Here is a 16128-nt window from a genome sequence, read left to right as displayed (position 1 = left end):
TCACAGAATTTGATGCTGCGGCCCACCGCACCTTACCGGACGCTCCAAGGACGCCAACATGATTAGTAAAGAAGGCCTTACCCATCACATCTCCGCGCAGTTCAACGCCGAGCTTGAGGAAGTGCGCAGCCACCTCCTGGCCATGGGCGGGCTGGTGGAGAAGCAGGTCAACGACGCGGTGACCGCTCTGATCGAAGCCGACTCCGGTCTGGCTCAGCAGGTGCGCGAGATCGACGACCAGATCAATCAGATGGAACGCAACATCGACGAAGAATGCCTGCGCATTCTGGCCCGTCGTCAGCCGGCGGCGTCTGATCTGCGGCTGATCATCAGCATCTCCAAGTCGGTGATCGACCTTGAGCGCATCGGCGACGAAGCGACCAAAATCGCCCGTCGTGCCATTCAGTTGTGTGAAGAAGGCGAAGCGCCGCGCGGTTACGTCGAGGTTCGCCACATCGGCGACCAGGTGCGCAACATGGTTCGCGATGCGCTGGACGCGTTTGCCCGTTTCGACGCCGATCTGGCCTTGTCGGTGGCGCAGTACGACAAGATCATCGACCGCGAATACAAGACCGCCCTGCGTGAGCTGGCCACCTACATGATGGAAGACCCGCGCTCTATCTCGCGGGTCTTGAGCATTATCTGGGTGCTGCGTTCGCTGGAGCGCATCGGCGACCACGCGCGCAATATCTCGGAACTGGTGATCTATCTGGTGCGCGGCACTGACGTTCGCCACATGGGCCTCAAGCGCATGAAGGAAGAAGTTGAAGGCACAAGCGGCGAAACCGCTAATGTTCCGGGCGATGCTGACGATAAGTAAGATTGCCTGAGAAAAGCGCCCGGCCCTTTGGCCGGGCGTTTTTGTTAGGGGCTTTCGAATTAAAAAGCAGCACCCGCGAACGAAAAGTCCCGGCGTGACTGAAGATTGTTGGCAATGTGCCATCAGCAAAGCGGTATGCTTGCCGGGATTTTTATAGGGGTGTTGGATGAGCAAGATCAGTGTGTTGGTCGTGGACGATGCTTCGTTCATTCGTGACCTGGTGAAAAAGTGCCTGCGTAATTACTTCCCGGGGATCCGCACCGAGGACGCCGTCAACGGTAAAAAGGCTCAGGCCATGCTGGCCAAGGAAGCGTTCGACCTGGTTCTGTGCGACTGGGAAATGCCGGAAATGTCCGGCCTCGAACTGCTGACCTGGTGCCGCGAGCAAGACAATCTCAAGACCATGCCATTCGTGATGGTCACCAGCCGTGGCGACAAGGAAAACGTGGTGCAGGCGATTCAGGCCGGCGTTTCCGGCTACGTCAGCAAGCCGTTCACCAACGAGCAACTGCTGACCAAGGTCAAGCAGGCGCTGAACAAGGTCGGCAAGCTCGACACCTTGATGAACAGCGCGCCGACCAAGATGAACTCGGCATTCGGCAATGACTCCCTGAGCGCGCTGACCGGCGGCAAGCCTGCCGTGGTCGGTGGTGCTCCGGCGGCCGCTGCGGTCAACCCGTTCGCCAAGCCGGCTGTTGTCGCGCCGACACCAGCCGCTGCGCCGTCTCGTGGCTTGCTCAACAGCCCGCCAGTCAAAGCGCCAGCTGCCTCGGCAGCGCCTGCAGGTGGTCGTGGTCAAGGCCAGTTGCGCCTGCCAAGCGGCAATCAGCAGTGTGTGATCAAGGCCCTGAGCATCAAGGAAGCGCTGTTGGTGGTGAAGCGCACCGACACCCTGCCGCAGATCCTCGACAGCGCCGTGCTCGACCTGGAGCAGGGCGACAACGCCGAAATCGCCCGCCTCAACGGTTATCTGCACGCCATCGTCGCCTTTGAGCAGAAAGCCGACAGCGACTGGCTGCAACTGACCTTCCGTTTCGTCGACCAGGACGCACAGAAGCTCGACTACATCTCCCGCCTGATCGCCCGCGGCACGGCGCAGAAGCACTTCGTTCCCGGCGCTTGATCACAGCTTTACGCTGATCGTTCCCACGCAGAGCGTGGGGACGATCATTTGAAACATCTGTCGACTAGCCTGGTCTGCTTCACCTGCTAGGCTCTCTTCCAGGCCTTACTTCGACAGAACCTTTGCCATGCTCGCGCGCCTGCTGTTTTTCTGTGGTCTTTTCATGGCCTCCACCTCGACTGTGGCCATGACCATTTACAAATCCACCGATGCCAACGGCGTGGTCTCGTACAGCGACCGTCCGAGCAAAGGCTCGCAGGTGTTCGTCTTTCAGGATCGGATGGTCGAACGCCTCGAGCGGCAGGTCTATCTCGACATCAAAAAGCAGAAGGGCGTCGACGTGGTGTTCGTGCGCAACGATCTGTATGCGCCGGTTGAGGTGGCACTGGCGTTTACCGAGATGAGCAATGTACGTGGCGCACCGGCTCAAACCATCCGCCGGGTGTTGCCGGCACGCAGCAATACGCGGTTAGCGTTGCTGAAGGCGATTACCGGCGGCAAACCGCTGGTGTATACGCCGCAGTTTCATTACGCCCTGGGTGACCCTGCCGGAAAGGCTCAGGGCTATCGCTATCCACTGCCATGGCGTGGCGGGCCGTTCCGCTTGAGTCAGGGCGCCGAGGGCCAATACAGCCATTACGGGCCGAAGAACAAATATGCGATGGACATCGCCATGCCGGTTGGCACGCCGATCATTGCCGCGCGGGCAGGGGTTGTGGTGAAAACCGAGAATTCGCAGAGCGGACGCGGCACCGACCCCTCCGGCAATTTCGTGCGGGTGCTGCACGATGACGGCACGATGGGCGTGTACCTGCATCTCAAGCAAGGGTCGGTGAGCGTGCGCGAAGGGCAGCGGGTGGTGGTGGGCAGCCCGTTGGCGCTGTCGGGCAACACCGGCAACAGCAGCGGCCCGCACCTGCACTTTGTGGTGCAGCGCAATACCGGGTTGGGGCTGGTATCGATTCCGTATCAGTTCAACCAGCCGCTGGGGGCGTTGCCCAACTTTGCGTTGGGCAAGCAGTAGAACCGTTAGGGGGCCGCTGTGGAGGGGCTTTTGTGGTGAGGGGATTTATCCCCGATGGACGGCGCAGCCGTCCCTAAATCATTGAAGGCATTGAGTCAGGAGTTACGCGATTGCAGATTACAGGGCCGCTCCGCGACCCATCGGGGATAAATCCCCTCACCACAGAAGCGTCCCCCAAAACACCCATCAATCCAGCATCAACACCTTGGCCAGCACAATCTTCGGCCCTTTCATCTTCTTGATGATGATCCGCAGGCCTTCGACTTCCAGCACTTCTTCCTCTTCCGGCACCCGTTTCAGGGTTTCGTAGACCAGCCCGGCGAGGGTTTCGGCTTCGATGTGGTCAAGGTCGATACCCAGCAGGCGTTCAACCTTGAACAACGGCGTGTCGCCACGCACCAGTAGCTTGCCCGGTTGATAGGCGAGGATCCCGCGTTCAGCCTTGCGGTGTTCGTCCTGAATGTCGCCGACCAGCACTTCCAGCACGTCTTCCATGGTCAGGTAGCCGATGATGTTGCCGTCAGCCTCCTCGACCACGGCGAAGTGCGAACCGCCCTTGCGGAACTGCTCCAGCAACTGCGACAGCGGCATGTGTCGCGACACGCGCTCCAGCGGACGGGTCAGTTCAGCCAGGTTGAACGATTCGGGAATGTGATCCAGCGCCGCCAGTTCCAGCAGCAGATCCTTGATGTGCAGCAGGCCGACGAACTCCTGACGTTCGCTGTCGTACACCGGATAACGGCTGAACTTGTGGCGACGGAACATCGCCAGGATTTCTTTCAGCGGTGCGTTGAATTCCAGAGTGATCAGGTCTTCCCGGGAGTTGGCCCAGTCGACCACTTCCAGTTCACCCATTTCCACCGCCGAGGCCAATACGCGCATGCCTTGGTCGCTCGGGTCCTGGCCACGGCTGGAGTGCAGGATCAGTTTCAGTTCTTCGCGGCTGTAATGGTGTTCGTGGTGCGGGCCGGGTTCACCTTGGCCTGCGATACGCAAAATGGCGTTGGCGCTGGCGTTGAGCAGGTAAATCGCCGGGTACATCGCCCAATAGAACAGGTACAGCGGCACCGCCGTCCACAGCGACAGCAACTCGGGTTTGCGGATCGCCCATGACTTGGGTGCCAGCTCGCCGACGACGATGTGCAGGTACGAAATCACGAAGAACGCAGCGAAGAACGACACGCCTTTGATCACTTCGGGCGACTGCACGCCAACGCTTTCCAGCAATGGCTCGAGAATGTGCGCAAACGCCGGTTCACCAACCCAGCCCAGACCAAGAGAGGCGAGGGTGATGCCGAGCTGGCACGCCGAGAGGTACGCATCGAGCTGACTGTGCACGGTGCGCAGGATGTGCCCGCGCCAGCCGTTCTTGTCAGCGATGGCCTCGACCCGGGTCGAGCGCAGTTTGACCATGGCGAATTCCGCCGCAACGAAAAAGCCGTTGAGCAAAACCAGGATCAGAGCAAAAAGGATCATGCCGAAATCGGCGAAAATTGTAGCGAGGGACAAGCCAGGGGAAGGGTCCATGATGGAGTTTTGCGGGTTCCGTGTGATTCGTAAGAGAGAAGAAGTCGCGCCTGAAAGGCAGGCGCAAGTCCGCCAATGTAGCGGCTGACTGGGCGATTGCCTAGTGGCGCGTGCCGGCCGGTATCACTCGGCTGCGCTGATCGCCCGTGCCTGAGCCACCTGAGCCGGGGCGAAATGGCAGGTGAACGTGCTGCCATGACCGGGCACGCTGCTGATTTCCATGCGTGCGCGGTGGCGCAACAAGACGTGTTTGACGATGGCCAGGCCTAGGCCGGTGCCTCCGGTGTTGGAGTTGCGGCTGGAGTCGACGCGGTAGAAGCGTTCGGTCAGGCGCGGCAGGTGTTTGCTGTCGATGCCGATTCCCGAATCCTGCACGCTCAGGTGCGCGCCATGTGCGTCACCCCACCAGCGAATGCGGATATTGCCCTCGGCCGGGGTGTACTTCACCGCATTGAACACCAGATTGGAGAACGCACTGCGCAGTTCCGCCTCGCTGCCCTTGAGCAACAGGCTGGCGTCGGCTTCAAGAGTGATGCGTTGGTTTTTCGACCCGGACAATTGCTGCGCGTCGCTCGTGATCGATTGCAACAGCGTGTCGATCTGTATCGGTTGGTTGTCGGATGGATAATCGGTGGCTTCCAGCTTAGCCAGCAGCAGCAAGTCATTGAGCAGCGTCTGCATGCGTCCGCCCTGTTGCTGCATCTGCTGCAAGGCGCGGCTCCAGCGCGGGTTCACTTCCTCGACGTTGTCGAGCAGAGTTTCCAGATAGCCGCAGATCACCGTCAGCGGCGTGCGCAGTTCGTGGGAGACGTTGGCGATGAAGTCTTTGCGCATCTGTTCCAACTGATGAATGCGGGTGACGTCGCGCACCAGCATCAAGTGTTCATTGTTGCCGTAGCGGGTCAGGTACAGCTGAATGCGAACTCGATCGTTGGTTGGCGAGGGGATTTCCAGCGGCTCGGCGTAGCTGTCCTGCTCGAAGTATTCCTTGAAGCGCGGATGCCGTACCAGGTTGGTCACCGGTTGGCCGCTGTCTTGCGGGGTCTTGAGGCCGAGCAGGGTTTCGGCGGCGCGGTTCCACCATTCCAGATTGCCGTCGCTGTCGAGCATGATCACCGCGTCTTTCAGCGCTGCGGTGGATTCCTGCACTCGGTCGATCACCGCTTGCAGGCGCCCGCGCACCCGTTGGTCGCGGCGTTGCAGGTGATAGATGCTGTCGAACACTTCGCCCCACAGGCCATAGCCATCGGGCGGAGCTTCATCGGGTTGGTGTAGGCGCAGCCATTCGTGCAAACGCAGCAATTGCTTGAGCGTCCAGGCCAGGTAAATACCCAGGCCCGCCGCGAGGCTCCAGCCGTAATAGCCGGTGATCAGGCCGATCACCAGACAGGCGGTGACCAGCAGCAGCATGTGGCGAATCAGGGTGCCATGCCAGTTTTGATTCACGGAAATTACAGTCCTTGTCAGCGAGTCTGGCGGTCGGGTCAGGCCTTGGTGGAAAACCGGTAGCCAGTGCCGCGCACGGTTTGTACCAGATTTTCGTAGGCGTCGCCGAGAGCCTTGCGCAGGCGTCGGATGTGCACGTCGACGGTGCGCTCTTCAACGTAGACGTTGCCACCCCAGACCTGATCCAGCAACTGGCCACGGGTGTAGGCGCGTTCTTGGTGGGTCATGAAGAATTGCAGCAGACGGTATTCGGTCGGGCCCATTTCGGCAGGCTTGCCGTCGATGGTCACGCGGTGGCTGATCGGGTCGAGCAGCAGGCCACCGACTTCGATCGGCGCTTCGCCATCGGTCGGACCGGCGCGGCGCAGCACGGCTTTGAGGCGTGCAACCAGTTCACGCGGGGAAAACGGTTTGGTGATGTAGTCGTCGGCGCCGACTTCCAGGCCCTGGATCTTGTTGTCCTCTTCGCCCTTGGCGGTGAGCATGATGATCGGGATGTCTCCGGTCAGCTCATCACGCTTCAAGCGGCGGGCCAGCTCGATGCCGGAGGTGCCGGGCAGCATCCAGTCGAGCAGGATCAGGTCCGGTTTGCGGTCGACGATGATGGCGTGCGCCTGCTGCGAGTTCTCCGCCTCGAGGCAGTCATAGCCGGCCATCTCCAACGCAACGGCGATCATTTCGCGAATGGGCGCTTCGTCGTCGACGATCAGAATGCTCCTGCCAACCATGCCTTAATCCTCTTGTCATTTAACTGTCTTGCGCCGCATTAGATAACGGAATTATTGCAGTCGTGTGACAGTATTTTAGTCGCCCGGCGGTGGGAGGGATCCTGAACTAAGCTTTAAGTCCGAATCCTGACAACCACAAAAGAAGGTTTCCATGACTCAGATGACTGCTTGCTTCAAAGGTTTGCTGCTTGCCGCCGCCCTGACACTGCCCGGACTGGCGATGGCGGCGGAACCCGCCATGATGAAAGACGGCATGATGGTCGATCACAAAGGCATGACCGTTTATACGTTCGACAAAGACGCTGACGGCAAGTCGATGTGCACCGGTGAATGCGCGAAAAACTGGCCACCGATGATGGCGCCGGCAGATGCCAAGGCTGAGGGCAAATGGAGTGTCATCAAGCGCGATGACGGCATGATGCAGTACGCCTACGACGGCAAGCCGCTGTACACGTTCGTGAAGGATGAAAAACCTGGAGAAAAGAAAGGCGACATGATGAAAGACATGTGGCACGTCGTGCATATGTCGCAGAAATAACTGCGATTCCCTGTGGGAGCGAGCAAATTCGCTCCCACAAGTTTTGCGGATTAGCGCAACGCGTAATCCAGCACAATCCCCACAAAAATCGCCAACCCGGCCCAGTGGTTGTGCAAAAACGCCTGGAAGCAACGCATCCGGTCCTTGCTGCGGGTGTACCAGAACTCCCACGCGTAACAACCGGCGGCCACCAGCAGACCGAGATGGAACCAGATCCCCAGTTCGAAATTCGACCCCGCCAGTAACAGACAGCCCAGCGACAGCGCCTGTAAGGTCAAAATGATCACCCGATCAGCCTCGCCGAACAGAATCGCCGTGGATTTCACGCCAATCTTCAAATCGTCATCACGATCAGTCATCGCATAATAGGTGTCGTAACCCACCGTCCACAGCAGGTTGGCGATCCACAGCAACCACGCAGCGGCGGGCACTTCGCCGGTCTCGGCGGTGAACGCCATCGGCATGCCCCAGGAAAACGCCGCGCCCAGCACCACTTGCGGGTAATAGGTGTAGCGCTTCATGAACGGATAGGTGAACGCCAGCGCCAGGCCGCCCAACGACAGCCAGATCGTCGGCGCGTTGGTGCACAGCACCAGCAGGAAGCTCACGCCCATCAGGATGGCGAAGAACACCAGCGCCTCTTTCGAGCTGATCTTGCCGCTGGCCAGCGGCCGTTGCGCGGTGCGTTTGACGTGGCCGTCGACCTTGCGATCGGCCCAGTCGTTGATCACGCAGCCACCGGCGCGGGTCAATACCACGCCGAGGACAAAAATCACCACGTTGGCCAGCGACGGCGAACCTTTGCCAGCAATCCACAAGGCCCACAAGGTCGGCCATAGCAACAGGTAAATGCCGATCGGCTTGTCCATGCGGGTCAACTGAATGAAGTCCCAGGCGCGTGGGTTCAAGCGGTTGAAGGACTTGAGCAGGCTCTGGTACATCAGCAGTTCTCCGGATGGGCGCGGGCGGCGTGCCACAGGCTCGGCAGGAAGATTTCGGCGACCAGTACGCTCAGTGCGCCTCGGTCGAAACGCGAACGACGGCCCCACAGCTCAGGGGCGCGAGAGGCTTGCGGCAGCCAGTCTTCGGGGTAGTGACAGACTTCGATGGCGCGGCGCTGGAAGGCATGATCGCAAAACAGCAGTTCACCCAGCGAGCGGCTACCCAACTCATCCATGTGCAAACCGTCGCCCTGCAAGGCGCTGCGCGAGGCCACGCTGCGGGCGAACACCCAGGCCTCGCCATGGCCACGCAAATACACCTCACGCACCCAGCCTTCACTGCCTTCGGCCAGATCCAGCGCGGCGCATTCGTCCGTGCGCAACGTGTCCCAGCCTTCGAACAGCGGCGTGACGCTGAAGCCATCGTTGGATAGACGAGTCAGGCGGCGAGTCAGGGAACCTTCGTCGAACAACCAGTCGAGGGTCGACGAATCGGGGAGGGGCGTCAGTCGGCTTTGAGTCAGCCAGAGCGGGGCCGGGCAGGCATTTGAATGTTGCACAATGAGTCATTATTGGCCGCAAATGAGGCGGCGAGCTTACCATGGCGGGCCGCGAGATTGATTGATCCGGGAAGCCGTTGCGCCGAACAGGCTTGCATCTGCCCGGCACCATCAGTACAAAACGCGCTGAGCCGGATGGCAGAGCACCACCCATCGACCGTTCGCGCCGACAAAAGCCTGAAACCTGAGGAAGTACCTGAATGAAAAAGTGGCAATGCATCGTCTGCGGCCTGATCTATAACGAAGCCGACGGCTGGCCGGATGACGGCATCGCACCGGGCACCCTGTGGCAGGACGTGCCGGAAGACTGGCTATGCCCGGACTGCGGCGTCGGCAAGATGGACTTCGAAATGATCGAAATCAACTGAGCAAACTCAAGGAGTAAGGCATGAACGCACCTGTCGTAATCATCGGCACCGGGCTTGCGGGCTATAACCTGGCCCGGGAGTTTCGCAAGCTCGATAGCGAAACCCCGCTGCTGCTGATTACCGCCGATGACGGCCGCTCTTACTCCAAGCCAATGCTTTCCACCGGTTTCGGCAAGAACAAGGACGCCGATGGCCTGAGCATGGCCGAACCGGGCGCCATGGCCGAGCAGTTGAAGGCCGAAGTGCGCACCCATACGCGCATCAGCGGCATCGATGCCGGCCACAAGCGCCTGTGGATCGGCGAAGAAGCGGTGTACTACCGCGACCTGATCCTCGCCTGGGGCGCGGAAACCGTGCGTGTGCCGATTGAAGGCGATGGCGCGGATCTGGTGTTCCCGATCAACGATCTTGAAGACTACGCACGCTTTCGCATCGCAGCGGCCGGCAAGCGTCGTGTGCTGCTGCTCGGCGCCGGGCTAATTGGTTGTGAATTCGCCAACGACTTGATCCTCGGTGGCTACGAAGTGCAACTGGTCGCGCCGTGCGAGCAGGTCATGCCGATGTTGCTGCATCCAGCGGCCGCAGCAGCGGTGCAGTCCGGGCTGGAAAGCCTCGGCGCAAAATTCCACCTCGGCCCGGTGCTGACCCGTCTGCACAAGGTCGCCGACGGCCTGGAAGCGCATTTGTCCGACGGTCAGGTCATTGCGTGCGACGTGGTGGTCTCGGCTATCGGCCTGCGCCCACGCATCGATCTGGCGGCGGCTGCCGGCGTGCAGGTCAATCGCGGCGTCGTGGTCGATCGCCATCTGAAGACCTCCCACGCCAACATCTACGCCCTGGGCGATTGCGCCGAGGTCGACGGGCTGAATTTGCTGTACGTGATGCCCCTGATGAGCTGTGCGCGAGCGCTTGCCCAAACGTTGGCGGGGAACCCGACAGCGGTGAGCTACGGCCCGATGCCGATCACTGTTAAAACCCCGGTGTGCCCGCTGGTGGTTTCGCCACCGCCGCGGGGCAGCGAAGGTCTCTGGACAGTCGAAGGGCAGGGCGCCGACATCAAGGCGCTGTGTCATGGCACCGATGGTCAGTTGCTCGGATATGCCCTGACTGGCGCGGCCGTCATGGAAAAACTCGCCCTGAACAAACAGCTTCCGGCCCTGCTGGCGTAAATACCGGTCGTTCTGTCGGAATCACCCCGCTTTTGCCCCTACAAAGGTCGCGGGGAGACTGGCGCCGCCGGTATCCGCGTGCCATCCTCACTCCCGTCTGCCGCAGAGTAGAGCCTGCGGCGCCTTGGGCGCTGTTCCAACGAGAACAGCACGGACATAACAACAAAAAACCGTCAAAGGGGCTTCACTAATGCGTAAACCAGAACTCGCCGCTGCAATCGCTGAAAAAGCAGATCTGACCAAAGAACAGGCCAACCGCGTGCTCAACGCCGTTCTCGAAGAAATCACCGGCGCTCTGCACCGCAAGGACAGCGTCACGCTGGTGGGCTTCGGCACCTTCCTGCAACGCCACCGCGGCGCCCGCACCGGCAAAAACCCGCAAACCGGTGAACCGGTGAAAATCAAGGCCAGCAACACCGTTGCGTTCAAGCCAGGCAAATCGTTGAAAGACAGCGTTAATCCGTAATTGCGGCGAACTCCCTGAATAACGGGGAGAAGCGCAATGAAAAAATGGGCATACCGATTGCGGTCGGGTGCCCATTTTTTATGGATGTATGTCAGGTTATTTGCGGAAGCAGGCTTTGCCGTTGCCAAAGTCTACGGCCAGGCAGTTTGGCTCGATCGCCAGTTGCAGATCTTTGAACAACACAGAAAGATCGCCGTTGGCAGGGTCAGGATAGGCTTGCCAGTCCAGCGTCGCCCATCGAGTTTCCGGCATGACGGTGAACCACTCGATTTCATCAGGAGAATTTTGTGTATGTAAGCCGATTTTCGCCAATGCTTTATTTGGGGAAAACGGCAGTGTCAGCGTGTTTTGCTGCGAGTCTGTCCAAACCTCCTTCAATGTCGAACCGTCTTCGAATTGCCAATGAACTTCCACTGGACGGATCGCGGGTGGTGAGACCGGATCGAAGTGATAAAACGTCAACCAATAGTTATGGTCAACTCGTTCTCGCTCTTCTGGAGCCAGATAACGGCTGGTGGTCGCCAGATCAAATCCGATTGGTTGTTCGAACGTTAAGGGCTGATTTTTTCGTTTCTTCCAGCCAATGTTGAAGGCTCGGCTATCCCCCGCGACATCGAACCATTGATAGGTTCCACGATTATGATCTGTGCCAAAGCCAATTTTTTTCAGAGTTCTCTGATGATCGTAAGGAAACCAGAGATCTGTTTGTTGATTCGAGTTCAAGAGCAATTGACCCGGTGGACCTGAATTGAACTCGAGACTGACCATCACGGGCTTTAGGGGCGGCGGCGGAGGTTGGTGATCGTACCGTAGCTCTAAAACGTAGCTCTCTTTAGCCAACTCATTTTTTTCTTTTTCGGCATATTCCTTGAGTTCGATCAGAGTTCTCTCGCGTGAAAGATTGTAGGAAAGCTTCTTTGCTGGTTGGGCAGCAGGCTCTTGCTCCAGCATGAGAGTGTTTTCCTCGACATACCAGTTTCCCTTGGCAACACCGCCAGCCGATCCGTAGGCGATACCAGCAGAAAAGGTGCCGTCCTTACGCAACAGCAACTCGGCGGCCATTTCCATGGCGCCAGACAGGTAGTAATGACCGTCCAGTGGCGGGTTGTCTGTGGATGCGTGGGTAACGGGAGGCCACATCAGCGCTGCGAACAACAGCGGTTTCAATTCCATGAGGTAATGCTCCTTACCAGCTCCCGAAGGGAATGCCGAATTTTTCGATGTAGGCTTTAGATACGTCAGTTAGAGGCCGATGTTTACCGCCGGATTTGCTCTCGTAGGGGCCTTTGGGATTGATTATTCCTTGGACGCGGGCAATTTCGACCGCCTTAAAGCAGGGGCCGCCCAGCCAGACCTTTGCTATGCCTCCGGGTGCCAGGCCGATACCAATGTCATTGCGGTAATCGGTGATCCATTTTCCATCAGCCCTGCAGAAAGCTTTTTCCGGCTTACGCATGATTTCCCGAGCCGATTCGGAAATGGTGATGTAAGCCTCATAGGTTTGAGGTTCGGCCAGGGATTGCCATCGTACATAGATCAAGCGGGGCAGGTCGGCGCCGGTGATATCTCGCCCTGCGCCACTTCCGGGGTTTTCTGGCCACCCTGCGGGCGTGCCTTTGTTATCAGCGGGAGCTCTTACCGAAGCAATCCCGGCTCCGGCACGTCGGAATACTCGCTCTCGAATATCCACCACATCGGCGGTTTCAATCCAGACCTCCATGTAGTCCGGTGCTCCAAAGCCAAGGAACCATGGGAGCTTGTCCGCAGCTTGGGAGACGTCTAGTCCGCAGCCGGCCAATAATATGCCTAGAAGGAAGTACATTGTTTTCCTGATAGGTCGAGTGAAGTCATTCATGGGGGTGCACCACTCGTTGGTTGTTCTTGGCTGGTCGGTTGATGAAAACAATATTCAAGTCGCTGCTGTTCAAGCCCTTGGCTGCATTCCAGTGAGCGGAAAGATGTATATAGCGGCTACGTAACAAAGCCCTTTCTTTGATAGTCAGCGCTTCGACAGATGATTTCCCAAGCGCATAAGCTTCAAGCTTGGCGTGGATCGTGATCAATTCCGGAGGAAGGGACAGTCTTGGCTCATTCTCGTCAATCTCTTCGAATGGCACCCCATGTCTGACCGCAAGCTCACGCATGATGCGCAGATACACCAGTGACAGCTCGCCATGTACTGGCCGCTCGATGCTGGCCGCCGCGTAAACCCGCTTTTGGGGATCCGGGCTGGATCTGCCATTTGCTGTTGATTGAGTCACGGCTCTTTCCCAAAATGCCACGCGCAATTGACTGCCTGGGACGTCCTCTTCGATGACGCCTTTTGCATACCAGGCAAATGCTTCTTTCTCGGCAGCAACATAGGCTGCACTGCGGGTCGCGTCCTTGTCTCGGCTGATAGTGCTGGTGATCGGGTTGCTCAGCAGAAGTTTTTCCTTGGCTCTGGGCAAGTAGCCGCCGCCCAGATCCGAGTGAGCGCCGGGTAAAACCAGATCGATGTCGCCCAGGCTGTTGAGTGCAAAGTTCTCGCGATATTCATCCCGCGCAACCAGATGGACTACTTTGTTGGCGCAACCATCAGGCAGCTTTAAATCGAGTCCGGAGTTTCTGCTGTTAGCGCCAGTAAAATCGAACAGCCATGGGTTGGCGATTGCCGCAACGGTGTCAAACAGACCAATGAAATTGATGCTGATGCTCGATTGCGGGCGCCAGTCAAAGGTGCTGGAGAGTGCCGGAGAACCTGCTGGAAGCGCATCTGCGAGAATACTGCGCTCGCCTTTGAGAACCTCATTTGCAAAGTGTCGAGCCGCGGCGGCACCTCGACTGAAGCCGAAAATATCGAACTCGATCTTTTCTATAAGTAGATTGGGATTCTTATCGATCAGTGAGCGCACTTGACCGATAATTTTTTCAGGGCTCTGCTCCACACGAGCTGATACGCCAGTCTCACCTCGGCCTGTCGCTTGTGCGTAAAGTGAGTCACCTGCGTCAGTTGTTGTGCCAATACCTTCGATGTACACGCGCAAAGAGGCGTTTCTCGTTGTCTCCGGCAGTGTTTCGAAGGAGTGGTCCGCATACAGCTCATACAGCCGCACAATATTGCTTACATCATTCCCATAACTGTTGTCCGGCGAACTTCCGTTCCCGTCGTAACCGTAGGTGGCGCAGTGCTGCTGGATCTCTGCAGCCGCTTCTGCGAGATTGGCGTCCGGGGCGTAGCACGCGGCGACCGTCTCGCTGTTGGCCTTGTTGTTCCCGGTTCCATCGAAAAACACGCCGATCCGCAAAGTAATGCCACCCGGCGTTTCATCCTCCAGATCGACTTCCTCCTCCTCTTCTTCGAGTTCTTCCTCGATAAGTGCTTGTGCCGGCGCCGAGGAGGAAACGGGTAATGCGCCCTCCAGCCCAGGCAGTAGCAAATGACTGTCACCGCTGTCGGCTGGCTTGCGGCCCGTTTCAATTTCGACGCTGCTGAAAATACCGCCAGCATCAATCACGAGGTGATGGCCGCCGGCTTTCAGCGTGATGCTGGCGCCGGCATCCAGTACGACGCTGGAACCGGCCTTGAGGTGCACCTGCTGGCCGGCTTCAATGTCGAGGATCTTGCCGACACGTGTGTGGCTGTTGCCGTTGATGGTTTCGCGGCGTTCGTTGTCGACTTCCAGTTGAAGGCTGTTGCCGATTTCCTGAACCATGTCGCGTTGCGCGCGCAAGTAGATCAACTCTTGCCCGGCGCGATCTTCGATCGCCAGTTCGTTGTAGCCGCCTGTATTGGGCGAACTGTGGCTGCGCAGTACGGTTCTGGTTTTGTGCTCGGGCAAGGCGTAGGGCGGCTGCGTGACTTTGTTGGCGACGCAGCCGGTGATCAGTGGTTTATCCGGATCGCCCTCCAGAAAGGTCACCACGACTTCCATGCCGATGCGTGGGAGGGTCACCGTACCGAAATGATCTCCGGCCCAACCCGTCGCCACGCGTACCCAGCAACTGCTGCGCTCATTGTCCAGCTCAGCGCGATCCCACGGAAACTCAATTTTCACGCGCCCGAATTCGTCGCAATAGATCTCTTCGCTCGCTGGCCCGGTGACTCGCGCGGTCTGGGCCACCAGCAGTGGTCGACGTGGGGGCAGCGGTGGGCGGTAAATCACTTCGGCGGGAATCGCGCTGAAGGTATTTCGATAGCCTTGGGTAAAACCATCGGTGGCTTTGGCGTCACTGGTGACCGATTCTTCGAGCACTTGTGGCTGTCGGCCGAGGTGGGACACGCTGAGCAACAGCCACAAGTCGTTGCACTGTTGGCGTGTGTGCTCGGTCAGATCGAACAGGTGGCCGCAGCGCAGGTTCGGCTGATCGCTTTTACCTTCGCCCCGTTCATAGTCGCTGCGATGCCGTTCCAGCGCCTGACGGGCAAGTTGCTTGGCGTGCTTTTCATTATCCAGCACCAAGGGGTAACGATAGTCCTCCAGCACCGGAGTGAACTCGGCGCTGAAGCGGCTTTCGAGCAACAGGCTCGGACGCTTGAGGTCATAGTCGCGGCGGGTGGTCGTACTGGTCCGGGTGCTGGTCCGAACGCTGAACCGGCTGACTACCGGATGTTCCGTGGCCATGCCGGAATCTTGCTGATAGGGTGTTGCGCGAAGTCTGGGCAGGAATACCTGATCATCGGTGAACACCAGCAGATGCCCATCCGCCGAGTGCTGATGATGCCAGGCGATACCGTCCTCGGCGCATAACCTTTGGATGAATTCCAGATCATTTTCCGCGTACTGGACGCAGTATTCGCGTGGCACGCTGGAGCTGACATGGAAGTTAAATGCATCGGCCTGAATGCCATGTCCCTTGAGCACCTGCGCGATGATCTGTGGCACCGTGCGTTGCTGAAAGATTCGCTGATCGTGACTGAACTGCAAGTAATACAGCGCTGGGACAAGCGTCAGCTCATAGCGAGTCAGGCGTTTTCCAGACTCGGCTGCCATCACATCTTCAATGCGTCCGTGAATGCCTTCGTTATTCAAGCCGAACTGCAGAAACGCCGGGAGACTGAGCAGGCTCTCCAAATCGATCCCGGGTCGCTCGCTGACCAGTTCGATTCGGATGGAGTAAAGCTGACTCATGGCTTCGGTGCCGTTGAAGGAAAGCACTTTGAAATCGTGGCGAACAGCGGGGATTTGCAGAGTAAATAATGCGCAATTGCTCAAACTGACCATGCGCTTGTCCTTAAGCAGAATGATTCGAAGCGTGGCGTCTGATCGTCCGTGATCAGCCACGCGAGAAAGTTTGCCAAGGCACGCTAGCTGCGCAGGAAATAAATTGATGTAGGAAGTATCTCTGACATTTGTAAGGGCATTCTTGGTTGAAACGAGTTGCACGGATTGCAGGAAAAGACTGTAGGACTCCACCTCGATAATTATTGAGTTAGCA

General features: G+C 58.4%; 15 protein-coding genes. 7 read left to right on the top strand and 8 right to left on the bottom strand.

Features of this window, described 5'->3' with window-relative positions:
• Positions 1-58 precede the first annotated feature (58 nt).
• The 3 genes from phoU (at position 59) to ACA069_RS28305 (ending at position 2967) form a co-directional block, all read left to right on the top strand.
• Entirely contained in the window at positions 59-820 is a 762-nt protein-coding gene (gene phoU, locus ACA069_RS28315) for a phosphate signaling complex protein PhoU (RefSeq protein ID WP_007954334.1), read from the top strand.
• Between the two features lie 166 nt (positions 821-986).
• Positions 987-1943 (top strand): response regulator, encoded by a 957-nt coding sequence (locus tag ACA069_RS28310; protein ID WP_305440530.1) that lies wholly within the window; start codon positions 987-989, stop codon positions 1941-1943.
• A 127-nt stretch (positions 1944-2070) separates the two neighbouring features.
• Positions 2071-2967: a peptidoglycan DD-metalloendopeptidase family protein gene (locus tag ACA069_RS28305; RefSeq protein WP_497615644.1), complete on the top strand. Its 897-nt coding sequence runs from the start codon at positions 2071-2073 to the stop codon at positions 2965-2967.
• A gap of 186 nt (positions 2968-3153) precedes the next feature.
• On the opposite strand, the gene ACA069_RS28300 is transcribed toward ACA069_RS28305, so the two are convergent.
• The 3 genes from ACA069_RS28300 to phoB all read right to left on the bottom strand — a co-directional run bounded on the left by ACA069_RS28300 (position 3154) and on the right by phoB (position 6668).
• Positions 3154-4494, bottom strand: a complete 1341-nt coding sequence (locus ACA069_RS28300) for a hemolysin family protein (protein WP_150593411.1) — start codon at positions 4492-4494, stop codon at positions 3154-3156.
• 123 nt (positions 4495-4617) lie between these two features.
• Positions 4618-5904 (bottom strand): phosphate regulon sensor histidine kinase PhoR, encoded by a 1287-nt coding sequence (gene phoR, locus ACA069_RS28295; RefSeq protein ID WP_222944015.1) that lies wholly within the window; start codon positions 5902-5904, stop codon positions 4618-4620.
• A gap of 74 nt (positions 5905-5978) precedes the next feature.
• On the bottom strand, positions 5979-6668 hold the full coding sequence (phoB, locus tag ACA069_RS28290; RefSeq protein WP_007896474.1) for a phosphate regulon transcriptional regulator PhoB: 690 nt from the start codon (positions 6666-6668) through the stop codon (positions 5979-5981).
• Positions 6669-6819: 151 nt separating this feature from the next.
• Between phoB and ACA069_RS28285 the strand changes: the two genes are divergently transcribed.
• Entirely contained in the window at positions 6820-7206 is a 387-nt protein-coding gene (locus ACA069_RS28285) for a COG4315 family predicted lipoprotein (protein ID WP_497615643.1), read from the top strand.
• Positions 7207-7256: 50 nt separating this feature from the next.
• On the opposite strand, the gene ubiA is transcribed toward ACA069_RS28285, so the two are convergent.
• Both ubiA and ACA069_RS28275 read right to left on the bottom strand, forming a co-directional pair.
• Positions 7257-8147 carry a 4-hydroxybenzoate octaprenyltransferase gene (gene ubiA / locus ACA069_RS28280; protein ID WP_497615642.1) on the bottom strand — a complete coding sequence of 297 codons (891 nt, stop codon included), beginning with the start codon at positions 8145-8147 and terminating at the stop codon, positions 7257-7259.
• The gene (locus ACA069_RS28275; protein ID WP_497615641.1) at positions 8147-8707 is read right to left on the bottom strand and encodes a chorismate--pyruvate lyase family protein; all 561 of its coding nucleotides are present in this window, start codon (positions 8705-8707) and stop codon (positions 8147-8149) included. Before ACA069_RS28275 ends, ubiA begins: the two co-directional genes overlap by 1 nt.
• Before the next feature lie 200 nt (positions 8708-8907).
• Here ACA069_RS28275 and ACA069_RS28270 point away from each other — a divergent pair, with 200 nt between their 5' ends.
• The 3 genes from ACA069_RS28270 to ACA069_RS28260 all read left to right on the top strand — a co-directional run bounded on the left by ACA069_RS28270 (position 8908) and on the right by ACA069_RS28260 (position 10710).
• Positions 8908-9075 carry a rubredoxin gene (locus ACA069_RS28270; RefSeq protein ID WP_003437744.1) on the top strand — a complete coding sequence of 56 codons (168 nt, stop codon included), beginning with the start codon at positions 8908-8910 and terminating at the stop codon, positions 9073-9075.
• Positions 9076-9095: 20 nt separating this feature from the next.
• Positions 9096-10244: an NAD(P)/FAD-dependent oxidoreductase gene (locus tag ACA069_RS28265; protein WP_497615640.1), complete on the top strand. Its 1149-nt coding sequence runs from the start codon at positions 9096-9098 to the stop codon at positions 10242-10244.
• 190 nt (positions 10245-10434) lie between these two features.
• Positions 10435-10710: an HU family DNA-binding protein gene (locus ACA069_RS28260; protein ID WP_003213368.1), complete on the top strand. Its 276-nt coding sequence runs from the start codon at positions 10435-10437 to the stop codon at positions 10708-10710.
• 96 nt (positions 10711-10806) lie between these two features.
• On the opposite strand, the gene ACA069_RS28255 is transcribed toward ACA069_RS28260, so the two are convergent.
• Genes ACA069_RS28255 through tssI form a run of 3 tightly spaced genes read right to left on the bottom strand, consistent with a single transcriptional unit; the run spans position 10807 to position 15914 of the window.
• Complete coding sequence (locus tag ACA069_RS28255; RefSeq protein ID WP_187677308.1) at positions 10807-11883, bottom strand: hypothetical protein; 1077 nt, start codon at positions 11881-11883, stop codon at positions 10807-10809.
• A gap of 13 nt (positions 11884-11896) precedes the next feature.
• Entirely contained in the window at positions 11897-12565 is a 669-nt protein-coding gene (locus ACA069_RS28250; protein ID WP_497615639.1) for a DUF2931 family protein, read from the bottom strand.
• Positions 12558-15914, bottom strand: coding sequence for a type VI secretion system tip protein TssI/VgrG (tssI, locus tag ACA069_RS28245; RefSeq protein ID WP_497618323.1), 3357 nt, complete (start codon positions 15912-15914; stop codon positions 12558-12560). Before tssI ends, ACA069_RS28250 begins: the two co-directional genes overlap by 8 nt.
• Positions 15915-16128 lie beyond the last annotated feature (214 nt).

The organism is Pseudomonas sp. LBUM1652 (genome assembly GCF_059716105.1).
This window is presented reverse-complemented; position numbering and strand designations above follow the sequence as displayed.

Coding starts and splice junctions, on each gene's coding strand:
- phoB (WP_007896474.1), bottom strand. CDS start 6,668: ATGGTTGGCAGGAGCATTCTGATCGTCGACGACGAAGCGCCCATTCGC.
- ACA069_RS28255 (WP_187677308.1), bottom strand. CDS start 11,883: ATGGAATTGAAACCGCTGTTGTTCGCAGCGCTGATGTGGCCTCCCGTT.
- ACA069_RS28265 (WP_497615640.1), top strand. CDS start 9,096: ATGAACGCACCTGTCGTAATCATCGGCACCGGGCTTGCGGGCTATAAC.
- ACA069_RS28260 (WP_003213368.1), top strand. CDS start 10,435: ATGCGTAAACCAGAACTCGCCGCTGCAATCGCTGAAAAAGCAGATCTG.
- phoR (WP_222944015.1), bottom strand. CDS start 5,904: ATGCTGCTGCTGGTCACCGCCTGTCTGGTGATCGGCCTGATCACCGGC.
- ACA069_RS28310 (WP_305440530.1), top strand. CDS start 987: ATGAGCAAGATCAGTGTGTTGGTCGTGGACGATGCTTCGTTCATTCGT.
- ACA069_RS28285 (WP_497615643.1), top strand. CDS start 6,820: ATGACTCAGATGACTGCTTGCTTCAAAGGTTTGCTGCTTGCCGCCGCC.
- phoU (WP_007954334.1), top strand. CDS start 59: ATGATTAGTAAAGAAGGCCTTACCCATCACATCTCCGCGCAGTTCAAC.
- tssI (WP_497618323.1), bottom strand. CDS start 15,914: ATGGTCAGTTTGAGCAATTGCGCATTATTTACTCTGCAAATCCCCGCT.
- ACA069_RS28305 (WP_497615644.1), top strand. CDS start 2,071: ATGCTCGCGCGCCTGCTGTTTTTCTGTGGTCTTTTCATGGCCTCCACC.
- ACA069_RS28250 (WP_497615639.1), bottom strand. CDS start 12,565: ATGAATGACTTCACTCGACCTATCAGGAAAACAATGTACTTCCTTCTA.
- ACA069_RS28270 (WP_003437744.1), top strand. CDS start 8,908: ATGAAAAAGTGGCAATGCATCGTCTGCGGCCTGATCTATAACGAAGCC.
- ACA069_RS28300 (WP_150593411.1), bottom strand. CDS start 4,494: ATGGACCCTTCCCCTGGCTTGTCCCTCGCTACAATTTTCGCCGATTTC.
- ubiA (WP_497615642.1), bottom strand. CDS start 8,147: ATGTACCAGAGCCTGCTCAAGTCCTTCAACCGCTTGAACCCACGCGCC.